Annotated in this window: 25 protein-coding genes; 3 read left to right on the top strand and 22 right to left on the bottom strand. The window is 71.4% G+C overall.

The window, feature by feature from the left end:
* Positions 1-6 precede the first annotated feature (6 nt).
* Both VAB18032_RS02735 and VAB18032_RS02730 read left to right on the top strand, forming a co-directional pair.
* Complete coding sequence (locus tag VAB18032_RS02735) at positions 7-1,254, top strand: alanine racemase (protein WP_013731246.1); 1,248 nt, start codon at positions 7-9, stop codon at positions 1,252-1,254.
* On the top strand, positions 1,251-2,057 hold the full coding sequence (locus tag VAB18032_RS02730; protein WP_013731245.1) for an ATP-binding cassette domain-containing protein: 807 nt from the start codon (positions 1,251-1,253) through the stop codon (positions 2,055-2,057). Before VAB18032_RS02735 ends, VAB18032_RS02730 begins: the two co-directional genes overlap by 4 nt.
* A gap of 89 nt (positions 2,058-2,146) precedes the next feature.
* On the opposite strand, the gene VAB18032_RS02725 is transcribed toward VAB18032_RS02730, so the two are convergent.
* Positions 2,147-3,433, bottom strand: a complete 1,287-nt coding sequence (locus VAB18032_RS02725; protein ID WP_013731244.1) for a hypothetical protein — start codon at positions 3,431-3,433, stop codon at positions 2,147-2,149.
* Positions 3,434-3,685: 252 nt separating this feature from the next.
* Positions 3,686-4,363, bottom strand: a complete 678-nt coding sequence (locus VAB18032_RS02720; RefSeq protein WP_013731243.1) for a Crp/Fnr family transcriptional regulator — start codon at positions 4,361-4,363, stop codon at positions 3,686-3,688.
* Between the two features lie 246 nt (positions 4,364-4,609).
* Between VAB18032_RS02720 and VAB18032_RS02715 the strand changes: the two genes are divergently transcribed.
* Positions 4,610-5,650 carry an LLM class F420-dependent oxidoreductase gene (locus VAB18032_RS02715; RefSeq protein ID WP_013731242.1) on the top strand — a complete coding sequence of 347 codons (1,041 nt, stop codon included), beginning with the start codon at positions 4,610-4,612 and terminating at the stop codon, positions 5,648-5,650.
* Positions 5,651-5,695: 45 nt separating this feature from the next.
* Here the strand turns inward: VAB18032_RS02715 and VAB18032_RS02710 are convergent, their stop codons facing one another.
* The 20 genes from VAB18032_RS02710 to VAB18032_RS02615 all read right to left on the bottom strand — a co-directional run bounded on the left by VAB18032_RS02710 (position 5,696) and on the right by VAB18032_RS02615 (position 23,531).
* Positions 5,696-6,289 (bottom strand): monooxygenase family protein, encoded by a 594-nt coding sequence (locus tag VAB18032_RS02710; protein WP_126711781.1) that lies wholly within the window; start codon positions 6,287-6,289, stop codon positions 5,696-5,698.
* 121 nt (positions 6,290-6,410) lie between these two features.
* Positions 6,411-7,739, bottom strand: a complete 1,329-nt coding sequence (locus tag VAB18032_RS02705; protein WP_013731240.1) for an LLM class flavin-dependent oxidoreductase — start codon at positions 7,737-7,739, stop codon at positions 6,411-6,413.
* Between the two features lie 67 nt (positions 7,740-7,806).
* Positions 7,807-8,487, bottom strand: coding sequence for a peroxiredoxin-like family protein (locus VAB18032_RS02700; RefSeq protein WP_013731239.1), 681 nt, complete (start codon positions 8,485-8,487; stop codon positions 7,807-7,809).
* Positions 8,488-8,521: 34 nt separating this feature from the next.
* The gene (locus VAB18032_RS02695) at positions 8,522-9,787 is read right to left on the bottom strand and encodes a cytochrome P450 (RefSeq protein WP_013731238.1); all 1,266 of its coding nucleotides are present in this window, start codon (positions 9,785-9,787) and stop codon (positions 8,522-8,524) included.
* Positions 9,784-11,346, bottom strand: a complete 1,563-nt coding sequence (locus VAB18032_RS02690) for an AMP-binding protein (RefSeq protein WP_013731237.1) — start codon at positions 11,344-11,346, stop codon at positions 9,784-9,786. The genes VAB18032_RS02695 and VAB18032_RS02690 overlap by 4 nt, the downstream gene beginning before the upstream one ends.
* Before the next feature lie 2 nt (positions 11,347-11,348).
* Positions 11,349-12,086, bottom strand: a complete 738-nt coding sequence (locus VAB18032_RS02685) for a class II aldolase/adducin family protein (protein WP_043719525.1) — start codon at positions 12,084-12,086, stop codon at positions 11,349-11,351.
* Positions 12,083-12,826, bottom strand: a complete 744-nt coding sequence (locus tag VAB18032_RS02680) for a 2-hydroxychromene-2-carboxylate isomerase (protein WP_013731235.1) — start codon at positions 12,824-12,826, stop codon at positions 12,083-12,085. Before VAB18032_RS02680 ends, VAB18032_RS02685 begins: the two co-directional genes overlap by 4 nt.
* Positions 12,823-13,761 carry a thioesterase family protein gene (locus VAB18032_RS02675; protein WP_013731234.1) on the bottom strand — a complete coding sequence of 313 codons (939 nt, stop codon included), beginning with the start codon at positions 13,759-13,761 and terminating at the stop codon, positions 12,823-12,825. Before VAB18032_RS02675 ends, VAB18032_RS02680 begins: the two co-directional genes overlap by 4 nt.
* Positions 13,758-14,567 carry an alpha/beta fold hydrolase gene (locus VAB18032_RS02670; RefSeq protein ID WP_013731233.1) on the bottom strand — a complete coding sequence of 270 codons (810 nt, stop codon included), beginning with the start codon at positions 14,565-14,567 and terminating at the stop codon, positions 13,758-13,760. The genes VAB18032_RS02675 and VAB18032_RS02670 overlap by 4 nt, the downstream gene beginning before the upstream one ends.
* Positions 14,564-15,460, bottom strand: coding sequence for a beta-ketoacyl synthase N-terminal-like domain-containing protein (locus VAB18032_RS02665; RefSeq protein ID WP_043722764.1), 897 nt, complete (start codon positions 15,458-15,460; stop codon positions 14,564-14,566). Before VAB18032_RS02665 ends, VAB18032_RS02670 begins: the two co-directional genes overlap by 4 nt.
* 5 nt (positions 15,461-15,465) lie before the next feature.
* Positions 15,466-16,584, bottom strand: coding sequence for a beta-ketoacyl synthase N-terminal-like domain-containing protein (locus VAB18032_RS02660; RefSeq protein WP_013731231.1), 1,119 nt, complete (start codon positions 16,582-16,584; stop codon positions 15,466-15,468).
* Between the two features lie 3 nt (positions 16,585-16,587).
* On the bottom strand, positions 16,588-17,655 hold the full coding sequence (locus VAB18032_RS02655) for a beta-ketoacyl synthase N-terminal-like domain-containing protein (RefSeq protein WP_013731230.1): 1,068 nt from the start codon (positions 17,653-17,655) through the stop codon (positions 16,588-16,590).
* On the bottom strand, positions 17,652-18,857 hold the full coding sequence (locus VAB18032_RS02650) for a beta-ketoacyl-[acyl-carrier-protein] synthase family protein (protein WP_013731229.1): 1,206 nt from the start codon (positions 18,855-18,857) through the stop codon (positions 17,652-17,654). Before VAB18032_RS02650 ends, VAB18032_RS02655 begins: the two co-directional genes overlap by 4 nt.
* Positions 18,858-18,861: 4 nt before the next feature.
* Positions 18,862-19,116: an acyl carrier protein gene (locus VAB18032_RS02645; protein ID WP_013731228.1), complete on the bottom strand. Its 255-nt coding sequence runs from the start codon at positions 19,114-19,116 to the stop codon at positions 18,862-18,864.
* A complete protein-coding gene (locus VAB18032_RS02640) occupies positions 19,106-19,657 on the bottom strand; it encodes a 3-hydroxyacyl-ACP dehydratase FabZ family protein (RefSeq protein ID WP_013731227.1) in 552 nt (183 codons plus the stop codon). Before VAB18032_RS02640 ends, VAB18032_RS02645 begins: the two co-directional genes overlap by 11 nt.
* Positions 19,654-20,088: an ApeI family dehydratase gene (locus tag VAB18032_RS02635; protein WP_013731226.1), complete on the bottom strand. Its 435-nt coding sequence runs from the start codon at positions 20,086-20,088 to the stop codon at positions 19,654-19,656. The genes VAB18032_RS02640 and VAB18032_RS02635 overlap by 4 nt, the downstream gene beginning before the upstream one ends.
* Entirely contained in the window at positions 20,085-20,825 is a 741-nt protein-coding gene (gene fabG / locus VAB18032_RS02630) for a 3-oxoacyl-ACP reductase FabG (RefSeq protein WP_013731225.1), read from the bottom strand. Before fabG ends, VAB18032_RS02635 begins: the two co-directional genes overlap by 4 nt.
* Positions 20,826-20,975: 150 nt before the next feature.
* Complete coding sequence (locus tag VAB18032_RS02625) at positions 20,976-22,169, bottom strand: CaiB/BaiF CoA transferase family protein (protein ID WP_013731224.1); 1,194 nt, start codon at positions 22,167-22,169, stop codon at positions 20,976-20,978.
* 1 nt (position 22,170) lies between these two features.
* Positions 22,171-23,340 carry a steroid 3-ketoacyl-CoA thiolase gene (locus VAB18032_RS02620; RefSeq protein ID WP_013731223.1) on the bottom strand — a complete coding sequence of 390 codons (1,170 nt, stop codon included), beginning with the start codon at positions 23,338-23,340 and terminating at the stop codon, positions 22,171-22,173.
* Entirely contained in the window at positions 23,337-23,531 is a 195-nt protein-coding gene (locus VAB18032_RS02615; RefSeq protein WP_013731222.1) for a ferredoxin, read from the bottom strand. The genes VAB18032_RS02620 and VAB18032_RS02615 overlap by 4 nt, the downstream gene beginning before the upstream one ends.
* Between the last annotated feature and the right edge of the window lie 117 nt (positions 23,532-23,648).

Here is a 23,648-nt window from a genome sequence, read left to right as displayed (position 1 = left end):
AAACGCATGTTTCTCGATCTGCTTCGACGCCGCAACCCGGCCTTCCTGGCCGCCGCCGCGGACCTGCACCGCAACGGCGACCTGCCGGCCAACTGCTACGCGTTGGACCTGGACACCGTCGCCGCCAACGCCACGGCCATCCGGCGCGAGGCCGACCGCCACGGCCTGTCCGTCTACGCCATGACCAAGCAGGTCGGCCGCAATCCCGACTTCTGCCGGACGATCCGCGCCGCCGGGATCACCGAGGCGGTCGGCGTCGACCTGCAGTGCGCGCTGGCCGACTGGCACGGTGGGCTCGGCATCGGCCACGTCGGCCACCTGGTGCAGATCCCCCGGCACGAGGCGGCCACCGCCGCCGCACTCGCCCCGGCCCACTGGACCGTCTTCAACGACACCAAGGCCGCCGAGGCGGCGGCCGCGAGTGCCGCGGCCGGTCGGGAGCAGGCGCTGCTCGCCCGGATCATGGCCCCGGGCGACCGCTTCTACCGCGGGCACGAGGGCGGCTTTGCGGCCGAGGAGATCGTCGCGGTCGCCGACCGGCTCGACGCCCTGCCCGGTGCCCGGTTCGCGGGTGTCACCAGCTTCCCGACCCAACTGTTCGATTCGGCCGCCGGCCGCGTCGTGCCGACACCCAACCTCGACACCCTGCGCACGGCCGCCGCCGCGCTTCGTGCGGCCGGACGTGGGCAGATCGAGATCAACGCCCCCGGTACGACCTCCGTCGCGGTGCTGGGCATGCTCGCCGAGGCCGGCGCGACGCAGGTCGAGCCCGGTCACGGGCTGACCGGCACCACGCCCTGGCACGCCGTCACCGACCTGGTCGAGGAACCGGCCGTGCTCTACGTCAGCGAGGTCTCGCACCTGTGGGGCGGTCGCGCCTACGTCTTCGGCGGTGGGCTCTACGTCGACCCGGTGCTCGGTCTGGGCGACACCCGCGCCCTGATCGTGCCCGCCGGCGGCGGACTCGACGACGCGTACCTGGTCGACGTGGAGATGCCCGCACCGGAGGCGATCGACTACTACGCGATGGCCGATGTCAGTAACGCACCGGCGGTCGCGCCCGGCGACACCGTCCTGTTCGGGTTCCGGCCGCAGGCGTTCGTCACCCGGGCCCTGACCGCGGGCGTGACAGGCGTCCGGTCCGGTGCCCCGGCCGTCCCCGGCGTCTGGGCCGCCGACGGTTCGACGCCGCTCCGGTTGGACGACATCGACACCCGCACCCACGCCGTTGGCAGCACCGGGAGGCAATCATGAGCGCGGCAACCCAGAACGCCGGCACGAGCGGCGGCGCGACCGGTACGAACGCTCCGCCGCTGCAACTGCGCGGGATCCGCAAGCAGTTCGGCGGGGTCGTCGCGATCGAACGCTTCGACCTGGAACTGGCCGCCGGGGAGATCACCGCCCTGGTCGGCGACAACGGCGCGGGCAAGTCCACCCTCGTGAAGATCATCTCCGGGGTGTACCAACCGACCGAGGGTGAGCTGCGGATGCACGGCCGCCCGGTCTCCTTCCGGGACGCCTCCGATGCCCGACGGCAGGGCGTCGAGGTGGTCTACCAGGACCTGGCGCTTGCCGACTCGCAGCCGGTCTACATGAACATGTTCCTCGGCCGGGAACTGACCCGTGGCCCGCTGCGGCTGCTCGACCGACGCCGGATGGCCCGGGAGACCCAGGCCCTGGTGGACGCCCTGGACGTCCGTATTCCCAGCGCCAAGGCGATCATCCGAGACCTGTCCGGCGGGCAGCGGCAGGCGGTGGCGATCTGCCGCGCCACCCATTGGGCCAGCGGGCTGGTGCTGATGGACGAGCCGACCGCCGCGCTGGGCGTGGCGGAGACCGCCAAGGTGGAGGAGTTGATCCTCAAGCTGCGGGAGCGTGGTGCCGCCGTCCTGGTGGTCAGCCACAACCTCGATCAGGTGTTCCGGATCGCCGACCGGGTCGCGGTGCTGCGCCGTGGCCGCCAGGTCGGGGTCCGATCCATCGAGGACACCAGCCGCAACGAGATCGTCTCAATGATCACCGGCGCGTCGGCACCGGACGAGTCGTCCTCGTCCTAGGCCCGAACGCTCGTCCTGGGCGCTCGTCCCAGGGCACGAACGCCGAAACGCCGGGCCCCCACGCGGGGGCCCGGCGTCCGTCGGGACGTTCAGCCGGCAGCTGCGGCCTGCCGGGCGAGCGTCCGAGCATCCTCCACCCGCCGACGGCGCCAGCCGCGCCACAGGTTGCGGCCCCACATCGCCAGTCCGCCGCCGTTGAGCAGCGCGGCCAGCACCGCGACCGTGGCGAAGTCGGCCGACGAGAACCGGGTCGGCTCACCCAGTGCCAGCAGCACGAACTGCTCCAGGTAGACCCACAGCATGGGCAGGATGGTGAAGATCAGGGCGACCAGCCCGAAGACCCGACCGAACACCCACACCGCCGCGTACGCCCGGATCTTACGCATCTCGCGGCGCGGGATGCCGGCCTGCGAGATCACCTTGTGCCGACGGAAGGTCAGCCGCTTGATCCCGTTGGACAGGAACCGCTCGGTGTCCGACATCAGGTTGCGACAGTTCAGCGCGGTCGCGATCACGTAGTAGACGTCGGTGCGCAGGTAGAAGAAGAACTGGAAGCCGATGCGCACCAGGAAGGTGAGCAGCGCCGCGCTGGCGAGCAGACTCGCCCAGTTCGGCACGTCGATGAGGTTGCGTCGGGTGGCGAAAAGGAATGCGACGAGCAGGGAACCGAAGAACGCGTCGACGAAGAACCCGGCGAGGAATGCCTTGTACCGCGCGCGCTTGGACGCCATCCAGATGCCGCTGATATCCGTCTGCGCGACCAGGACGTACATGAGGTTGCTGATGCCGAGAGTCGCCGACACGCCCACCGAGCGGGCCGCCAGTGCGTGCGCGAGTTCGTGCAGCGACAGCCCGATCATCGCCAGCGTCACGCTGACCACGGTGAGGATCGCGAAGTTCCCGCCTTCGAACAGCAGCACCCGCGGGCCCGGAATCAGGCCTGGATCGGTGATCACCAGCGCGACGGCGGTGAGGATGACCGCGAGGCCGGGCAGGATCACGGCGGGACCGGTGAGCCGGCGCGCGGTGGCCGGCGGGATCCAGTCGAAGCTCCACCGCTTGACCGTGCGGTGCGCGTGCTGGTGGGCCGGTTCGGTGGCGGCCTCCGGCTCGCCGCCTCGGGTGACGAAACCCTCGTCGGCCAGTACGGCGACGAAGTCCTCGACGTCCACCGGCTCGCCGTGCTTGCGCTCGTAGATGCGGGCGGTCTCGGCGATGGTCCGCCCCTCGGCGAGCGCGTTCAGGATGTCCAGCCCCTCGGCCGGAATGGCGAGATAGACCTTGCGGTCGGTGTCGCCGATGATGACGTCCGAGCCGTCGACGGTCGAGACGAACGGGCGGACGGTGACGACGGACTCAGCCGTGTTGACGGCCATGGGGCGATTCCTTCCACTTCCGCGTGCGAACGGCGCTCGGCGGGGACCGGAGCGATCACTCACACCGATCCCCGCCGATCATGAACCCTTGTGTCAGGCGATCGCGGGCACGCAGTCCGCGTTGGCGCTGGTCTTGATCGGCTCCAGCTTGCGAACGACAAGCTTCTTCATACTGACCTCCCTCAGAAGTGGGGTTCCTTGAGAGGCATCCTCTACTGTTGCCGGCTCGGCGGTCTGCTCACTAATGAGCAGTCAATGCGTATGTCTGGAAACCCACGAGGAAAGGCGCTCCTCGTGCACGGTCAGATGCGATCGAGGGGTGAACTCGACCAATTCCAGTTCACGGAACCGCTTGAGGAACTGACCGATCCGGGTTCGCGTGGTGCCGACCATCTCGGACAGATCCTCCTGGGTGAAGGCGATGTCCACCCGAGTGCCGGCCGGACCGCGCAGACCGAAGCGCTCGGCCAGGTCCAGCAGGCGGTACGCCAGACGCAGCTCGCTCGGCAACGTCACCATCTCCGCCACCACCTGCTGCTGGTGGCGCAGCCGGTTGCCGAGGTGACGGGCGAGCAGGTCGCCTGAGCCTTCGGCGGCCAGCACGGCGGCGGCCCGTACTGCCGGGATCCGCAGCAGCACCGTCCGGGTCAGCGCGATCGCCGACTCCAGCCGCCCCTGTCCGAGCAGGGCGATCTCGCCGAACATGTCACCCATCACGTGCACCGAGAGCAGGCAGCGTTTGCCGCTCGCGGCCACCATCTGCGTTTTGACCTGGCCACGCTCCACCACGTAGACGTGGTCGTCACGTGTTCCGCACCGATAGACGTGGCTGTTGCGGGAGACCTCGATCAGCGAGGTCCCGGGCACCCGTCCCGCCAGCGCCCGGAAATCAGGGATGTCGAGCCTCGACAGGGATTTGGCTTGCGTCACGTCGGCCTACCTTCCGCGCGGCAGAGCACTCGTTGAGGAAACCACATCCTCGCCAGAGACACTAGGGAAGGCTCATAAATACCCGTAAAGACGAGGATGCAGTCGGCCAGGTGTCGTACCCCCTCGGCCGCCTGACACCTGGGCTGCTCCCGGCCCGGTAAGGGCGCTTGCGTCTTGTGGTGGACCGGCGGGATGACGTAAGAAGACTTGCACATACGATCACATACGATCACTGGAGCGTCGCCGATGCGGCTGGGCATGCCCCTCAACTATCGCGCCGGCATCGTCGACATCGCCGACGAGCTGGTCGACTTCGAACAGGCCGGACTGGACCTGGTGCTGGTGGCCGAGCTGTACACGTTCGACGCCGTCAGCCAGTTGGGCTTCATCGCCGGGCGGACCCGGCGGTTGGGCATCGCCTCCGGGGTGATGCAGCTGTACACGCGTACCCCGACTCTGATCGCCACCACTGCCGCCGGGCTCGACCACGTCTCGTCGGGGCGGTTCACACTAGGCCTCGGCACCTCCGGCCCACAGGTCATCGAGGGGTTCCACGGCGTACCGTTCGACGCGCCCCTGGCCCGCACCCGTGAGGTGATCGAGGTCTGCCGACGGGTCTGGCGCCGGGAGAAGCTGGTCCACCAGGGCACCCACTACCGCATTCCGCTGCCCGAGGGGCAGGGCACCGGCCTGGGTCGCCCACTCAAGCTGATCAACAAACCGGTCCGGGAACGGATCCCGATCACCCTCGCCGCCATCGGGCCCCGCAACGTCGAACTGGCCGCGGAGTTGGCGGAGGGCTGGCAGCCGGCCTTCTTCCATCCCGAACGGTCCGCCGCGGTGTGGGGCGAGAGCCTGGCCCGTGGCGCCCAGCGGCGGGACCCCTCGCTCGGGCCGCTTGACGTGAGCGTCAACGCCCTGCTGGCGATCGGCGACGACGTCACCGGGCTGCGCCGGCTGGCCCGGCAGGAGTTGGCGCTCTACCTCGGTGGCATGGGCGCGGTGGGTGCCAACTTCTACAACACCCTCGCCCAGCGGTACGGGTTCGGCGAGGCCGCCCGCACCGTACAGGAGTTGTACCTGGCCGGGCGTCGGGACGCGGCGGCCGAGGCGGTGCCCGAGGAACTGGTGGCAGGCACCTGCCTGATCGGGCCCGCGTCCTGGGTGGCCGAGCGGCTGGCCGCGTACCGGGAGGCGGGAGTGACCACCCTCAACGTGACCCCGCTGGCCCGCGCGCACCGGGACCGGTTGCGCCTCGTCGAGCGGCTGCGCGACCTGCTCGACTGAGCGGCCGCGGTGGGTCCGGCCGGTGTCCCGGCCGGACCGGGAGCGTCAGGCGACGCGGTCGGCGGCGACCGCGGGGAATATCTCGTCCACCACCGGTGCCACCGGCTCCACGTCGCGGCCCGAGCCGGCAGCTGCCTCGGCGGCGGTCCGCGCTCCGGTGGCCCGACGGGCGGACGCGCTGTTGCCCCGGCGGTTGACCGGCACACACTCACCGGCCGCGGCGAGGCCCGTCGCCTCCGGCATGTGGTTGTAGACGGCCTCGTACTCGCCGTTGCGGACCACGTAGGACTCGTGCCAGATGCCGACGACGTTGTTGTCCTTCATCCGCCGGAAGTAGTCCTGAAGTGCCTTGGAGTGCGCCAGCTCGCGGTTGTTGGCGAACCGTTCGAGGTGCTCGATGCTGCGGAAATAGGCGATCATGACCGCGCCCCGGTTGCCCCAGTAGGCGTGCGCGTGCAGAGCGCCGGTCGCCTCCTGATCGGCGAACATGGCCTTCAACACGCCACCCATCGACCAGAAGGTCGGCAGCCAGCGGTTGACCTTGAAAAAGTTGTTGATCCGCATGCCCGTCATGAAGACGGCGAAATCGCCTTCGATCTCGGCCGTCATCCGTGGGCCTACGACTGGTTTCCTACCCATGCCCGGACATCCTTTTCAGCGACGGGTCGAATACTTCGGAACACTAGCAACGACACTCGCCACCCAACAAGACACTTCAACATACGCGTAAAGTGTCACTACGCCGTCCGCGTGCGGACGGTCAGGCGTCCGGTCCGAAGTACCGCTGCCGCAGGGTTTCGCCCTTGCGGTAGGCGGTGCGGAACATGCCACGGCGTTGCAGTTCGGGGATGAGCAGATCGCAGATGTCGCCGAGGCCGTCCGAAGGGCTGCACGGGATCAGGTTGAAGCCGTCCACGTCGGCGACCTCCAGCCACTGCTCCATCCGGTCGGCGATCTCCTCGGCCGTGCCGAACAGCGTCATCGGCGCGTCCCGACGGGCCCGACGCGGGCGGGAGACCAGGTACCGCACGTCGCCGATGGTCCACGACCGCTCCGGGCTCAGCCCGCGCAGGAAGCCCAGGAACGATTGGCTGCCCTGGTTCTTCACCTCGTCGACCGGAGTGTCGTCCGGGTACGCGGCCAGATCGATGTCCATCCAGCCGCACCACTTCGCCAGCTGCCCCTCCGGGCTCCACAGCTCGTGGTACTGCGCGGCCTTGCGTTTCGCATCGGCGCGGTCGGCGCCGACCATCACCATGGTGCCCTGGAGTGCGCGCACACTCCGCGGGTCACGCCCCGCGTCGGCCACCCGCCGGCGCAGCCGCCCGACCGTCTCCGCGCCGCTCTGCGGGTCGGCCATGGTCAGGAAGATCACCTCGGCGTGCCGGGCGGCGAAGGCCATGCCCCGCCCCGACGCGCCCGCCTGGTACAACACCGGCGTGCGCTGCGGCGACGGCTCGCACTGATGCGGGCCGCGTACGGTGAACCACTCACCCTGGTGGTCGATGGCGCGTACCCGGGACGGGTCGGTGAAGACGTCCCCGTCGACGTCGCGGACCACCGCGCCGTCGTCCCAACTGCGCTCCCAGAGTGCGCGGACCACCTCCATGTACTCGTCGGCCCGGTCGTAACGCAGGTCGTGGTCCAGATATTCACCGAGCCCGTTGTCGGTGGCCGAGCGTAGGTACGAGGTGACGATGTTCCAGCCGATCCGCCCCCGGGTGAGGTGGTCGAGCGTGGAGAACAGCCGGGCGCACTCGTACGGCTGGTGGTAGGTGGTGGAGTAGGTGACCGCGAAGCCGAGGTCGGTGGTGGCCATCGCCGCCGCGGCGACGACCGGCACCGGGTCGATCGAGGGAATCTGCACCGCGTGCCGGACCGCGGTCGCCCACGACCCCTGGTACACGTCGTAGGTGCCGTGGATGTCGGCGAAGAACAGCGCGTCGACGCAGGCCGCCTCAAGCCGTCGGGCGATCGCGGCCCAGTAGTCCAACGACCGGTAGCCGGTGCCGGTGGCGTCGCCGGGAGCTCGCCACATGCCGACGAACTGCGGCGACGGCGAGCATTCGGTGAACACGTTCAGATGCATGTTTCCCCCTCCACACCCGGTCGCGTCGCCACCCGGCGACGGGTGGCGACGCGACCGGTGCCGTTGGTCAGGACCGGGCGGCGTTCTGCGGGCTCAGCCGTTCGATGGCCGCGATCAGGTCGGCCGGCTCCGTCCGCTCCCAGTGCCGGGCGTACGCCGAGGCGAAGCGCAGCACGCCGTCGGTGTCGGCGAGGAACACCCCGGGCATGGTCATGCGGTTGCTGTCGTCGCCGTTGATCTGCGAGAAGTCCATGCCGAAGCTGCCCCACACGTCGAGCAGGGCCTGGTTCATCGTGTAGGTCAGGTTGAATCGCGCGGCGTAGGTGTTACCCCGGTCGCTGAGGATCCGGTACGAGATCTTGTTGCGCCGGATGGCGGCCCGCAGGTTGGGCATGGTGACCGGCGAGACCGCCACCAGTTCCGCGCCGAGCTCCCGGATCTGCGGGTAGACCTCCTCCAACGCCTCCAGCTCGAAGTTGCAGTAGTCGCACCAGATGCCCCGGTAGAAGACGACCGCGAGCGGCCCCCGGGACAGCAGGTCGGCGGAGGAGACGACGTCGCCGTTCTCGTCGGGCAGCTCGAAGGACGGGAACGGATCTCCCACCTTCAGCACCCGGTCCTCGGCACCCGAGGCGGCCAGAGCCTCCGCCTCCCGGTAGATCACCTCAAGGTGGGCCGACGTGATGGGTGGTACCTCACCCGCCTCCTGGCGGGCCTTGTACTCGCGCAGCCGTTCGTTGAGGGACATCGCTTTCTCCTTTCCGGCGGCCTGGCCCTGGGTCTCAGGTCCAGCCCACAGGCATCGACTTGATGCCATTGACAAAGTTGGACTCCAGTCGGACGACCGGGCCCGTGGCGGCAAGTCGGGGAAGGTGCGGGGCGATGGCGTCGAGCAACGCGGCCATCTCCATCCGCGCGAGGTGGGCGCCCAGGCAGAAGTGCGGGCCCACCCCGAAGCTGAGATGCGGGTTGGGGGCCCGCTCCAGGTCCACCCGGTGGGGGTCGGCGAAGACCGCGGCGTCCCGGTTGGCGGAGACGTAGAACATGACGACCTTGTCGCCCTCGGCGATCCTCGTGCCGGCGAGGGTCGTGTCCTGGGTGGCGGTCCGGCGGAACTGCATGATCGGGGTGACCACCCGGAGGAACTCGTCGACGGCGGTGGCGGTGGGCAGCGGGCTGCCCAGCCAGCGGCCGCGCAGCTGCTCGTCGTGCAGCAGCAGGTGCAGGGAGTTGGAGATCAGATGGCGGGTGGTCTCGTTGCCGGCGACCACCAGCAGCAGCCAGAACTGGCAGAACTCCCGGTCGGTCAGCCGCCGCCCGTCGACCTCCGCGGTGGCGAGCAGGCTGATCAGGTCGTCGCGCGGAGCGGCCCGGCGCCGTACGGCCACGGCCAGGGCGTACTGGAACGCCTCCGCGAACGTCTGCCGGTAGACCTCGACGTCACCGCCGCCGTACTCCGGGTCGTCGAAGCCGACCAGGTTGTTGCTCCAGCGGTACAGCAGGTGCCGGTCGCCGTGCGGCAGGCCCAGCAGGTCGGCGAGCACCAGCAGGGGCAGTTCCGCTGCCAGGTCGGTGACCGCGTCGAAGTTGTCCCGCTGACGTACCGCCTCGACGAGGTCCTGGGCGTGCCGGGTGACGGTGTCGGCGAGCGCGCGTACGGCGCGCGGGGTGAACACCGAGCTGACGATGCGCCGGATCCGTACGTGCTGCGGGGCGTCCATGTTCACCAGCAGCTGGCGCATGAAGTCCAGGTCGGCAGGGGTACGCGGGTCGTGCAGGAACGCCCCGCGCAGCGCGGAGGAGAACACCTGGGGTTGCCGGGACACCTCCATGACCGCGTCGTGGGTCGTCACCGCCCAGAATCCGGGGCCCTGCTGCTGCATCCGGCCGGCCGAGCTGTGCCGCCACAGCGCCGGCTCCGGCACCCATCCGACCGGCTCCTCGCGGCGACGCCGCTCGAACTCGGCGTGCGGCACGCCGAGGGCGTATGTCGCCGGGTGGGCGATGTCCGCGGTGGGGGTCGTACGCGTCACGGGCATCTGGCTCATCGCTCCCATCGGTCGTCTCCGCAGAGCGTGCGCAACTGGTCGAGGCGGAGCTTGCCGGTCGGCTCGCGGGGGATGGCGTCGACCGACCGCCAGCAGCGCGGCACCTTGAAACCGGCCAGGTGTTGTCGACAGTGGGCGTCAAGCGCCGACCAGGGCAGCTGCCGGCCGCCCGGTTCCCACTCCACGACCGCGGCCACCCGCTCGCCGTACTCCTCGTCGGGCACGCCGAGCACGACGGCGTCGCGTACGTCCGGGTGTTGCAGCAGCACCTGCTCGATCTCGGCCGGGTAGACGTTCACGCCCCCCGAAACGATCATGTTCTGGGCGCGGCCGGTGAGGTACAGGTAGCCGTCGTCGTCGAGGTGACCCATCTCGCCGTAGGTGAAGACGCCGGGCGCGAGATGCGCGGCGCGGGTCTTCTCCGCGGCGTTGTGGTAGCGGAAACCCCGGCCGGGTCGGCGGATGAAGATCCGGCCCGGCTGGTACGGGCCGAGCTCACGGCCGTCGTCGTCGACGACGAGGATCCGGTTCGGCGGCACCGCCCGGCCCACGCTGCCCGGGTGGGTGAGCCAGTCGGCCGAGTCGATGAGGGTGACCACTCCCCCCTCGGTGGCCGCGTAGTACTCGACAAGCACCGGGCCCCACCACTCGATCATGCGGCGTTTGACGTCCGGCGGGCACGGACCACCGCCGTGCCAGATTCGGCGCAGGCTGGCCCCGGAGAACCCGGCTCGGACGGCCGGGTCGAGGCGGAGCAGGCGGACGAACTGGGTCGGCACGAGATGGCACTCGGTGATCCGTTCGGCGTCCATCGTGGACAGCATCCCGGCGGGGTCGAAACGCTCCCGGACGACCAGGGTCGCGCCGTTGAGCAGGGGCAGCAGCGCGAAGAACAGTTGCGCGGAGTGGTACCACGGCCCGACCAGCAGCACCCGCCCGTCGGTGGGTACGCCGAGCGTCCCGGTGGCGTACTCCAGCAGGCGGGTGGCCCGGGCCCACGGTGCCCCGGTGACGAACAGACCGTTGAGCACGCCCTTGGGTCGACCGGTCGTGCCCGACGTGTAGATCATCAGCTGCCCGCACTCCTGCTCGGCGGGGGCGGCGGACGGGTCGATCGCGGCGAGCAGCGGCTCGACCGCCGCCAGGCCGTACGCGACCTCGTCGCCGGTGACAAGCGCGGTGACCGTGCCCGCGTCGGCCGCCGCCTTGGCACCCACCTCGGCGCGCGGCGGGTCGACGACGAGCAGTCGGGTGTCGGCGTCGGTCAACAGGTAGGCGACCTCCGGCGCGGTGAGGTGCCAGTTCACCGGCACCACGGTGATCCCGGCGTGCAGGCAGGCCAACAGCGCTTCCAGCGCCTCCCGGCGGTTGCCGAGCATCAGCGCCACCGCGTCACCGGAGCTGACGCCGGTGCTGGCGAGCAGCGCCCGCCACCGGTTCACTCGCTCCCCCAGGTGCGCCCAGGTGAGCACCCCGCCCTCGTCGGCCAGCGCCGGTGCGTCCGGGGTGGCGGTGATCCGGGCGGCGAGCAGCGCGGGCGGGTCGTGAGGAGACGGCATCGTCAGTCCAGCAGATCCGGGTGGCGGCGCAGGACACCCTCGTAGAGCGGCTTGAAGTTGTACCGGCCGATGCCGGGTGAGCCGATCACCTCACGAGTGCGCTCGGCGTCCTCGTGGTCGATGAGGATCGGCTTGCCGGCCGCCTCGGCGGCGAGCTGCACCTGGCAGGACCGTTCCATGGCGACGAACCACCAGGCCGCCTCCGCCACCGACCCGCCGACGGTCAACAGGCCGTGGTTCTGCAGGATGGCGGCCTTGCCGGCGCCCAGCGCGGTGGCGATCCGCTTGCCCTCCTCGGAGTCGAGCACCACGCCTGTGTAGTCGTCGAAGAGGGCGTGGTCGCCGTAGAAGGCGCAGGCGTCCTGGGTGATCGGGTCGAGCAGCCGACCCAGGGTGGAGAACGCCCGCCCGTACACCGAGTGGGTGTGCACCGCGCAGATGACGTCGGGGCGGGCGGCGTGCACCGCCGAGTGGATGACGAAGCCGGCCGGGTTGATCCGGCCCTTGCCGCCCAGCACCTTGCCGTCGGCGTCGACAAGCAGCAGGTCGCTGACCCGGACGTGACCGAAGTACATGCCGAACGGGTTGATCCAGAAGCAGTCGGGCCGCTCGGGGTCGCGGGCGGTGATGTGTCCGCCCGCCCCCTCGTCGTAGCCGAGTTCCGCGAACAGCCGCAGCGTGGCGGCCAACTGCTCCATCCGCTGTCGCCGCAGAGCCGCTGTGTCAGGAGGGAACATCATCCGCATCCACCCGTCGTGTCGGTGTCGTATCCGCCGGCGGCCACGATCGCCTCCGCCCGGTCGGGAAGCCCCACCGTGGCCGGCGCCGGCGCCGCGACGGTGGCCGGGACGGTGGCGGCGGCGTCCGGCCGCCACAGCTCCAGGAAGCCGTCCAGCCGGTCCAGCCCCCAGAACCGGTGCCGGCCCCATTTCAGGTACGGAATTCCGAAGACGTCGTCGAGGTAGGCACGTTCGAGACAGTCCACCCCCTCGGCCCGTAGCTGCGGATCGTCGACCGCGCCGAGGATCACGGCCGGGTCCAGGCCGGCCCGCTCGGCGCAGCCGGCCACCACCTCGGGGTCGCAGATGTTCTCGCCCCGTTCCCAGCGGGCGGCGACCACCTCGTCGTAGAACAGCTCCGCCCGACCGGCGCGGCGGGCCGCCAGCCAGCCCAGGTGCGGCACCTCCCAGTGCGGGTCGACGTCGATCGGCCACGCCATCGGCACACCCTCGTGCTGCACCAGTCGTTTGGTGTCCATCAGCAGGTAGAGGTGCTTGGCCCGACTCATCTGCACGTAGTGGAACTCCGCGCCGCGCGCGGCGAGCGCCTCGCCGGTCCGCGGATCCGGATCCCAGTAGGGGAACCAGTCCAGCTCCGCGAACGCCGTCGGCACCGCGGCGCGCAACCGCCGGATCGTCAACCAGCTGTACGGGCTGCGGAAGGAGAAGAACAGCCGGGGGCGGGCGGGCGCGCGGGTCACGACGGGCTCCCGGTGAGGATCGCGCAGACCTCCGGGTCGAGCCGGGCGAGCTGACCGGCGTCCGGTCCCCGGCTGATCGCGTAGCCGTGCAGGATGGTCGCCGACGCCACCTGGATCAGCCGGTCGTCCCGCTGGACCCAGCAGTCCATCCGGCCGCTGAACATCATCTCCCGCAGCACGTCGTCGACCTGGAAGACGGTGTGCACCGTCTCCTCCATGTGGGCCGGTTCGGCCAGGCGTACCCGGGCCCGGGAGACCACCGGGATCCACGCGCGTTCGCGCAGCATGCGCCCCACCGAGATGCCCCGGTCGGCGAGGAACCGGTCGACGACCTCCTCCAGGGCGCGCACGTAGCCGGAATGCTGCACCCGGTCGGAGAAGTGGCAGTAGAAGTACGGTGCCCGCCAGGACCACAGGAAGGCTCCCGAGCCGGCCGGTGCCAACGTGGACGCGAGGTCGGCACCGGCCGGCAGCGTGCGCTCCGAGCGCAGTCCGGTCGCCTCCCCGAGTTCGGCGGCCTCCCAGGCGGCGAGGGTGTCCGGGGCGGTCCGGTGCGTCGGTGCGTCGGTCTCGGGGATCAGCGCGACCGTGACGTGTCCGCGCAGCACCACGACGTCCTGGCCGTCGCGGTGGACCGACATCTGCACCCGCAGCCGCTTCCCGGTGCCGGCGACCACCTCTGCGCGTACCTCGTCGTCGACCTCCAGCACGGCGGGCAGCTGCACCGAGCAGTCGACGATCTCGGTGCCGAGGCCGTACTGGTGGAACAGCTCACGGGCACCGTGGCCCTGGTCGCGCAGCCACTGCAGGACCGCCTCCTCCACCAGGTACATGAAGTGTTTGAAGCCGATCCAGGTGCGGATGTTGGCGCCTTCGTAGCGCGGTCGGCCGACCAGGACGCTCGGGACGGGCGTGGGCGGGACGAGGGTGGTCACGTGGCTACTCCTTCGGGATGACCGCTGACGACGGATGCCACGTCGACGAAGGCCCGCAGGCGGGACGCGACATCCTCCGGCTGGCGGGCGTAGCAGAAGTGGTCGTAGCTGTCGCCGACCGACAGCACCGCGTGCGGCATGCCGTCGGCGAGGATCCGCGCGGCGGCCGGGGACAGGGTCGGATCGGAGCCGCCGGCGAGCACCAGCACCCGGGCCGTCACCTGGTCCAGCCGCAGGGACGCGCTGGCGCAGAACTGGTCGAACACGGCCAGGAATCCGGAGGGGCCGACCCGGTCGACCGCCTTGGCGATCATCCGCTCCACCACCTCGGCGTCCATGTTCCGCAACCGCGGACCGAGGCGGCTGCGCAGCGAGTCGTGGATGTGCTGCTCGAAGGAGCGCCGTGCCCGTTCGAAGACCCGCCAGGTCACGGCGACGTCCGGCGGCCGGTACAGCGGACAGATCAGGATGACGGTCTCCGGCACCCGCCGGTCACCGGCGCAGAGCAGTTCGAGCAGGGCGTTCGCGCCGAAGGAGTGGGCCACGACGAGGTCGGGACGCCGACCCAGCAGGTCGAGACCGTCGGCGAGCCAGGCGGGCGAGGGGCGACGACGCCACAGGTAGTCGTTACCGGGCCGCCACGGCAGGTCGAGGGCGACCGGGGTCCACTCGGGCAGCACGTTGCACAGCGGCAGCCAACTCTCCCAGGAGTCCTCCAGCCCGTGCACGAAGGCCACGAGCGGGCCGCCCGGCGTGGGTGGGCGCAGCTGACGTACGGCCGGTGTGGTCACGGCCGGTGTGGTCACGGCCGCCTCCCGGGGGTCAGCAGGGCGGTACGCCACCCGTCGTCGTCACCGCCGCAGAGCACCGCGACGCCGTCCGCGCCCTCGGCGACGAGCTGCGCGGCGAGCGCGGTCTGCAGCACTCCCTGGGCGCCGTAGCAGTCACCCCAGGCCGCAGCGGGGTCCAGGTGGCCGGGACCGACCACGATCCGGGTCGGCGGGGGTACGCGTCGGCTCAGCGTCGGCCCGACCGTCACGGTGGCCAGCGGGGCGGCGGCCCGGGTGACGGGTTCCAGCACCACGCAGGCGGCACCGGCACGCAGCGGCGGCGTGGTGGAGTCGGCGGCGGGGCCACGGCGTACCGCGACGGCGGTCTCGTCGTCGGGTTCCGCGCCGACGACCAGCACCCGGTCGGCCCGGCCGGCCCGCAGCAGGAGGGCACCCAGAGCCAGCGCGTCCAGCCCGGCGGTCTCGCCGGAGCAGACCATCAGGTTCGGGCCGCCGAAGCGGAACCACAACGCGATGCTGCTGGCGATGACGTTGCTGGAGGCGTTCGGTGCCGCCATCGGGCTGACCCCCCGGCTGCCCTCCTTGGCGACGGCGCGGGTCACGTCCACCACCGTGGCGACGTTGCCGAGGTTGCTCGCGGCCACCACCGCGGTACGGGGATCGAGCGCGTTGGCGGGGCGTACGCCGTCGGGCAGGCCCAGGGCGCGGTGCACGGCACACAGGGCGAGTCGGGTGGCGGGTTCCTTGTACAGCAGCCCTTTGCGGCCGAGCAGGGTGTGCGCGCGGTCGGCCGGGCAGCCGGGCTCCACCGGCGGCAGGTCCGCGACGGCCGTGTCGAAGCGGTCGTCGGCGGGCAGGTGGACGCTGTACGAGGTGACGGCCACGGCGGTGACCGGTGGGGCCGGCATGCTGGTCACGGCGCTTCCACCAGTGTCACCGCGTTCACGCCGCCGAAGCCGAAGGCGTTGACCTGGGCCAGGGTGACGTCCCGCTGGGTGCGGGCGTCCCGGACGAAGGTGAGCCCGTCCCCCTCCGGCAGGGGGTTCGCCAGCCCGACCACCGGCGGGACCGTGCCGCTGGCCAGGCAGCGCAGCGCCACGTCGAGGTTGGCCAGCGCGGCGGCACCCGACAGGTGGCCGATGGCCCCCTTGACGGCGGTGACCAGCGGCGCTGCGGGTCGAGGCAGGCAGCGCTGCAACGCGACGCATTCTGTGGGGTCGTTCAGGGCCGTGCCGGTGCCGTGGGCCACCACCAGGTTCACCTCGTCCGGGTCGCGTTCGGCCCGCGACCAGGCGTCGTGCATCGCCCGGCCGATGCCGTCCACATCGGGGGCGGTCTCGTGCACGGCGTCGCAGGACAGTCCGGTGGCGAGCAGTCGGCCCACTGCCGGTCCGGTCCAGTCCTCGCCGACCAGGACGAGCGCGGCGGCGCCCTCGCCGAGCAGCACCCCGGTGCGGTCGCGGTCGAAGGGGCGGACCTGGGTGGTCGGTTCCGGGGTGACCTTGCCGATCATCGCGAGCATCGAGGCGGTCATCGTGTCGGCCGCGCCGACGACGACCGCGTCGGCTTCACCGGTCTCGATCAGATCCTGGGCGAGCGCGAGGGCGTGCCCGCCCGCGCTGCACGCGTTGGCGATGGTCACCACCTCGGCCAGGCCCGGTGCAGCGTCCCGGACGGCCGGACCGAAGTGCAGGCGGGACGGGTTGGTGGCGGTTCCGCTGAACGCCAACTCCTCCACCGCGGCGAGTTCCCGCAACCCGGTGCCGACGAGCGCCACCACCCGGCTCCGCGCCGGGTCGACGGCGGACCGGGTCAGCGCCTCGTCGACACACTCGCGCAGCCAGGTGCCGGCCCGCAGCGCGACGTCCGGGGCGGGTTCGTCGATCTGGTAGCCGGCCGTCACGTTGAGCTGCCCGGTCAATGGGTGCCGCAGCGGGCCCACCCCGCTGCGTCCGTCCAGCAACGCGGCGAAGGTGCCCGCGCCGTCGCCGAGACACGTACGCAGGCTGCTCGCCGCGATCAGCGTGGCCATCGGCTACCGCCGGACCAGGGCGGCACCAACGCCGCCGTCGGTGCCGTGGGCGGTGAGCAGGATCAGGCCGGACCGGTCGCCGTCGGCGGGCAGGCGCAGCACGGCCGCCAGGGCGAGAGCCGGGGTGGCGGCCCCACAGTCCCCCGCCACCCGGCTGAGGACGAACTCGGCCGGTACGTGCCCGTCGAGCGCCCGCAGGGCGGCGGCGCGCTGCGGGCGGGTGCCCGCGGTGCGGGTTTCGCTGGTGGCCAGCAGCGTGACGTCGGTCGGCGCGGCACCGGCCACGTGCAGGGCCCGCGCGACACAGTCGGTGAGGGCCTGCTCCGCCGTACCGTCGGGGCCGTAACCGGTGGTCACGGCGCAGATCGTGGTGCGCCCGACCGAGTCGGCCCCGCCGCCGATCACGAACACCGCGGCACCCTCGCCGGCCGGGACCTCGCCACCGGTCGGGCCGGACGCGGACGCCCAGGCCCGGTGTGCCGAGAACTCCTCCACCGCGCCGACCAGCATGGTGTCGACGTAGCCGCGACGGATGGCGTTGCCGGCGTACCGCAGCGCGTTGAAGAAGGCCAGCGGCCCGCCGGTGACCGTGGCGTTGATGCCCTTGAGCCCGTGTCGGATGGCCGCCTGCCCGGCCGCGCAGTTCATCACCGTGTTGGGAAACAGCATCGGGTTGACCAGATACGGCTTCTCCTGCACCAGGGTTTCGCGGGTGTAGTCGCTCGTGGACTTCAGGCTGCCCACGGTGGTGCCCAGCACCACGCCGACCCGGGCCCGGTTGGTGTCGTCCACCGTCAGCCCGCTGTCGGTGAGGGCGTCGCCGCAGGCCACCACGGCCAGGGCGGTGGCCCGGTCGTAGAAGCTGGTGCCGCGCCGGCCGAGCCGGGCCCGTACGTCGAAGTCGAGCAGGGCGTGGCCCTCGGGGCGGGGCAACTCCTCGGTGACGATCCCGCCGACGGGTACCCCCGGGTGGATGTCCCCGGCGAGGGCGGTGGCCCGTTCCGCGAGCGCCTCCGGCCGGTCACCGGCGGCGCTCAGCGCCGCGAGGCCGTTGATTGTCAGTGCGGTCATCGGGCAGCTCCCAGCAGCACGATCGCGTTGTTCCCGCCGAAGGCGAACCCGTTGTTCTGCACCAGCCGGACGGTGGCCGGCCGGGCCTCGTTCGGCACCGGGTCGATGCCGGTCAACTGCGGGTCCGGGTGCGACCAGTTGATGGTGGGTGGCAGGAAGCCCTGTTCGATGGCGAGCGCGGAGGCGATCGCACCGAACCCGCTGGCCGCCCCCATGGTGTGCCCGATCATCGACTTGATCGAGCTGATCGGCGGCGGGTTCGCGCCGAACACCTCCAGCACGGCCTGCGCCTCGACCAGGTCGTTGGCCGGGGTGCCGGTGCCGTGGGCGCAGATGTAGTCGACCTGCTCCGGGGTGACTCCGGCGTTGCGGTGGGCGATGCGGATGCACTCGGCGATGCTGTCCCGGTCCGGGGCCACCGGATGGTTGGCGTCGCAGTTCAGGCCGTAGCCGAGCACCTCCGCGTAGACGTGCGCGCCACGCGCCTCGGCGTGCTCCCACGTCTCCAGCGCCAGCACCGCGCCGCCCTCGCCGGTGATGATGCCGGAGCGGTCCCGGTCGAACGGCGCGCAGGCGTGCTCGGTGAGCGCGCCCAGCCGGTAGAACCCGGCGTGCGCCCACCGGCAGACGGAGTCGGCCCCACCGGCGAACACCACGTCCGACTCGCCGGAGACGAGCAGGTCGTAGGCGTACCCGATGGCGTAGTTGCTGGCGGAGCAGGCGGTGGCGAGGGTCAGCGAGTCGCCGCGCAGGCCCAACTCCTCGCTTACCGCGTGCGCCAACCGCCCGGCGGGCAGTTGCTCGACGAGCTGCGGTGGTACCGCGTCGAAGCCCGCCTCGACCAGGCGTGCCGTGAGCGCCTCCAGGACGACGGACTCGCCGCTGGTGGTGCCGATCACGGCGTGCGCCCGGGTCCGGTCCACCGCGTCGAGGTCCAGTTTGGCGTCCTCCGCGGCGAGCCGTGCGGCGGCGGCCGCGAACTGGCTGGACCGGCCCCACCGATCGGTGGGCAGCCGGTGCAGCCAGGCGGCGGGGTCGAAGTCGCGGACCTCACCGCCGTTGCGGTACGGGAACCCGGACGGGTCGAAGCTGGTGATCTGGGAGATGCCGGAGCGGCCCGCCCGCAGGGCCGCACCGAACGCCGTCACCCCCGTTCCGATGCTCGACACCGGGCCGAGGCCGGTCACGACCACACGCCGCACGGTGTCAGTCCTGCCAGCCGGCGTGCCGGGCGACGGCCTCGTAGGTGGCCTTGAGGTTGCGCAGCTCGGGCAGCTCCGACTGCGGGATCTCCACCTTGAACTCCTTGTCGATGCGGGCCAGGATCTCGATGGCCCGCAGCGAGTCCGCCTGGTACTCCTCGGCGAAGTCCCCGGTGTCGGTCAGCTCGTCGGTCTCGATCTCCAACACCTCGGCGATGATCTCCCGGAGCTGCTCGTACCGCTCGTTTTCACCGGACATGTCGGCCTCCTTGGGCACTGGTGTTAGCGGGGATGGTGCGGTCGACGCCCGCGCCGGTCGGGCCGGCCGCCGGTTCGGCGACTGCGGAGCGAGGGCGGCGGGCGGCCATCAGCGAGCCGACGGTGGCGATGCGCCGCTGGCCGACCCAGCTCTCGCCGGTGGCGAAGGCGGTGTCGGCGACGACCCGTTCCAGGCGTACGACGTGCCGGACGACGTCGCCCGGGTACGCCCGGCCCTCGACTGTGTACTCCCGAGCGCCCACGAACAGCAGCAGGGCGTCATCGGTGAGTCGATCCGACCCGGTGGTGCCGGCCAGCCACAGCAGCGCGGCGCTCTGCCCGAAGGACTCGATGAGCAGCGAGGCCGGATAGGCGTAGTCCTCGGCGGTGGCGTCGTCGCCGAGATGGGCGTAGCACGGCTCGGTGGCGGTGATCGCCTTCACCGTCTCGATGACGTCACCGGGTTGCATGCTGGTCACCCGGTCGACGAGCAGCAGCGGATGACGCTGGGGCAGGACGGCCCGGATCTCGGCGGCGTTCACGCGCCGGCTCCGGCGTCGAAGACGGCGCGGAGCTGGGCGGTGACCGTGCCGTCGAGGCGCCGGGCGGTGCCGCGTACCGCCCAGCCGGCCGGCGGCGTCGGTCGCACGTCGAGGTCGAGCGTCATCTCGTCGCCGCCGAGCAGCGCCGCGAGGAACCGGACCGAGGTGACCGTACGCAGCCGGGGCGCGCCGGGGACGGCCTGCGCCATCGCCTGGCACAGGGTCTCGACCACGAACACCCCCGGATAGATCGGCTGACCGGGGAAGTGACCGGCCAGGTTCGGGGACTCGGAGTCGACCACGACCCGGGCGCTGACCGTCCAGCCGTCGTCGACCGCCGCCACCCGGATCAGGTCGACGGCGGGCAGCGGGGCGGCGAAGCCGACCGGGGCAGCGGGCCGCCAGACCGGCGTTGCCGTCGCCGCGGTCACAGGGTCATCCCCCCGTCCACCTGGAACACCTGGCCGGTGACGTAGTCGGCCTGGTCGGAGAGGAGGAAGTCGACAATCCCCGCGACGTCCTCGGGGCGACCGAAGCGGCGCAGGCCGATCATGCCCAGGGCCCGCTCCCGGGCCTTGGCGTCCAGCGCGTCGGTCATGTCGGTCTCGATGAACCCGGGGGCGACCACGTTGACCCGTACGCCGTAGGGGGCCAACTCCTTGGCCAGCGAACGGCTCAGCCCGATGATGCCCGCCTTGCTGGCCGCGTACGCGGTCTGGCCGACGTTGCCGCGGATGCCGGCGATCGAGGAGAGGTTGACGATGACACCGGCGCGCCGCTTCATGAACCGGAAGGACATGGCCCGGCAGAAGTTCCAGGTGCCACCGAGGTTGATGTCGAGGACCGCCTCCCAGTCGGGGCGGCGGGCCAGCACCAGCGGGCTGTCCCGGGTGATGCCGGCGTTGTTGACCAGCCGGCCGATCGGGCCCAGTCGCCCTTCCGCCTCGGCGATGAACGCGTCCACCGCCGCGTCGTCGGCGACGTCGCAGGGGGCGAAGTAGCTCGGCACCCCGGTCGCGGCGACCGCAGCCTCGGTCTTCTCGGCGGCTTCGCTCGGCCTGCTGTAGCAGCAGGCGACACCGTAGCCCTGCTCGGCGAGCCGGACGGCCACCGCGCGGCCGATGCCTCGTGAGGCGCCGGTCACCAGTGCCAGCGGTCGCTCGCTCACAGACGCCTCCTCTGCCCGTCGCACCCACGCCGGGTACCCCCGATCGGCGACGGGAACTCGTATCTCGTACTCCTATGTTGAAGCATCTTGCGCCTGACATCAATAGAAGCAGCAGGACACACGCAAAACGCACGCAGATACTATGGGACCCTATGCACCGTCGGGCTGCGTAACGGCGTCCCGCAGCACGTCACGGCTGTCCGCGCCGGCCGCCGGCGCACCCCGGCGGATCCGGGTCGGCGTGCGGGAGAACTTCACCGCCGGGCCGGTCAGCGGCGCGACGGTGCCGTTGTGCAGCACCGTGGGCTGAAGCATGTCCCGCGCCGACACCTGCGGGTCGGCCGCGACCTCGCTGAACGTGCGTACCCGCTCGGCCACCAGGTGTGCGGCGCGGAACGCCGCCATGACCTCGTCGACCGTACGGCTGCCGCACCACTGCGCCACCAGGCCGTCGACCTCGACCCGGTTCTGCCGGCGCTGGGCGCCTCGCCCGTAGCCGGGCGCCCGGGCCAGCTCCGGACGGCCCAGCGTCTCCGCCAACGCCCGCCAGTGTTTGTCCAGGGCGACGGACAGATAGACCTCCCCGTCGAGGCAGCGGTAGACGTTCGACGGGACCGCGAAGTCGGTCTGGTTGCCCCACCGGGCCGGCGGCGCGCCGGTCGCGGCAAGCGTCAACAGGCCACAACTGCTGGCCAGCAGGCTGTCGAGCATGGCCACGTCGACGTGCTGACCCTCACCGGTGCGGTCCCGGTGCGTCAGGGCGGCCAGCGCGCCGACGGCCGCGTGCAGTCCGGCCAGTTCGTCGGCGAGGAAGGTGGGCGCGCGGACCGGGCGTCCCGCGGGGTCTCCGTTGAGCGCCATCCAGCCGCTCGCCGCCTGGACCACCGGGTCGTACGCCGGCCGGTCGATGTCCGGGCCGTACTGTCCCCAGCCGGTGATGGAGACGAACACGATGTCCGGCCGGACTCTGCGGCAGTCGGGGTAGCCGACACCCCACTCGTCGAGGGTGCCGGGCTTGTAGTTCTCCACCACCAGGTCCGCGTCGCGGACCAGTTGCAGGAACGCCTCCCGGTCGGCGGGCTGCCGCAGGTCCAGCCCGACACTGCGCTTGTTCCGGTTCACCGTCTCGCGGAACCAGGACAGGCCCGTGCCGGGAATCTCCGGCGGCACCTCGCCGTCGCGTCCGTAGGGCAACTCGACCCGGATCACGTCCGCACCCATGTCGGCCAGCAGACCGGTGGCCAACGGACCGGACCACACCTTCGTCACGTCCAGCACGGTCAGGCCGTGCAGGGGACCGTCGAGGTCGTCGCGGGCCTCCCGGTAGAACTCCTCGCGCCGCACGTCACACCCGGGCCAGGATCGTCGCGGTGCCCAGCGAACCCCCGCAGCACATGGTGACAAGCGCGGTCTGCGCGTCCCGGCGTTCCAACTCGTGCAGCGCGGTGACCAGCAGTCGGGTGCCGCTGGAGCCGAGCGGATGGCCCAGCGCGATCGCCCCGCCGTTGACGTTGACCCGCTCCAGGTCGCTGTCGTACTGCTGGGCCCAGTTGAGCACCACCCCCGCGAACGCCTCGTTGACCTCGACCAGGTCGAGGTCGGCAAGTGTCATGCCGGCCCGCTCCAGCGCCCGGCCGGTCGCCACCACCGGCCCGTCGAGCAGGTAGTAGGGGTCGGCTCCGGTGACCACCTGGGTGAGCATCCGCGCCCGGGGCCGCAGTCCCAGCGCCCGGGCCCGGGCGCGGGACATCCACAGGATCGCCGACGCGCCGTCGGAGACCTGGGAGGTGGTGCCGGCGGTGTGCACCCCGTCGGGCACGTTCGGCGCGAGCTTGGCCAGCCCCTCCAGGGTGGTTTCGCGCAGCCCCTCGTCCCGGTCGACCCGGCGACTGCCGGCGTCCTCGCCGTCGCCCGGCGCGTCGATGCCGACCACCTCACGGTCGAAATGCCCGGCCGCCCAGGCCGCCGCCGCGCGCTGCTGGGAGAGCACCCCGTACGCGTCGACGTCGGCGCGGGTGAGCCCCTGTCGGGCGGCGATCCGCTCGGCACCGCCGAACTGCGCCTTCGGCGGGTCGTCCCACGGGTAGTCGGCGGTCTTGTAGTGACCCGGTCCGTTGTAGAGGTTGACGCCGATCGGCACCCGGCTCATCGACTCCACCCCGCAGGCGATACCCACGTCGATCGCGCCACTGCCGATCAGCGCGGCGACCAGGTGGTTGGCCTGCTGGGCCGAGCCGCAGGAGACGTCCACAGTCGTGCAGCCGACCGCGGGATCCCAGCCGGTGCTCAGCCACGCGTTACGGGTGACGTTCAGACTCTGCTCGCCCGCCTGGGTGACGCAGCCGCCCACCACCTGCTCCACCACGTCGGGCGTGACGCCTGCGGCGTCGATGACCGCGGCCAGCACGTGCCGGAGCAGCTCGACGCCCTTCAGCCCGGCCAGCGCGCCGCCGCGCTTGCCGATGGGGGTACGGACCGCCGCGACGACTACCGGTTCGCGGTCCTGCGCCGTCACTGGTCCTCCAGCGTGATGGCGAGCTTCGGACAGGCGGTGGCGGCCTGCGTCACCTCGTCCCACAGCTCCTGCGGCGGGTTCTCCTGGAGCACGTAGAGGTAGTCGTCGTCGCGTACCTCGAAGACCGTCGGCGCGGCGAGCGCGCAGAGGCCGTTGCTGTCGCAGCTGTCAAAGTCCACACGTACCCGCATCGTGGCCGTCCTCTCTCGGTCCCGCACTCGTGTTCCACGGTAGTGGAGTACTCGTATCTCGGAAATACAAGCATCGTCTTTGCACAGACCCTTGTGTGTCTTCTGGAGCGTCGATAC

This window comes from Micromonospora maris AB-18-032 (assembly GCF_000204155.1).
In the GTDB taxonomy this organism is placed as follows: Bacteria; Actinomycetota; Actinomycetes; order Mycobacteriales; family Micromonosporaceae; genus Micromonospora; species Micromonospora gifhornensis.
The sequence above is the reverse complement of the archived record's forward strand: the minus strand, read 5'-3'. Positions and strand labels throughout refer to the sequence as shown.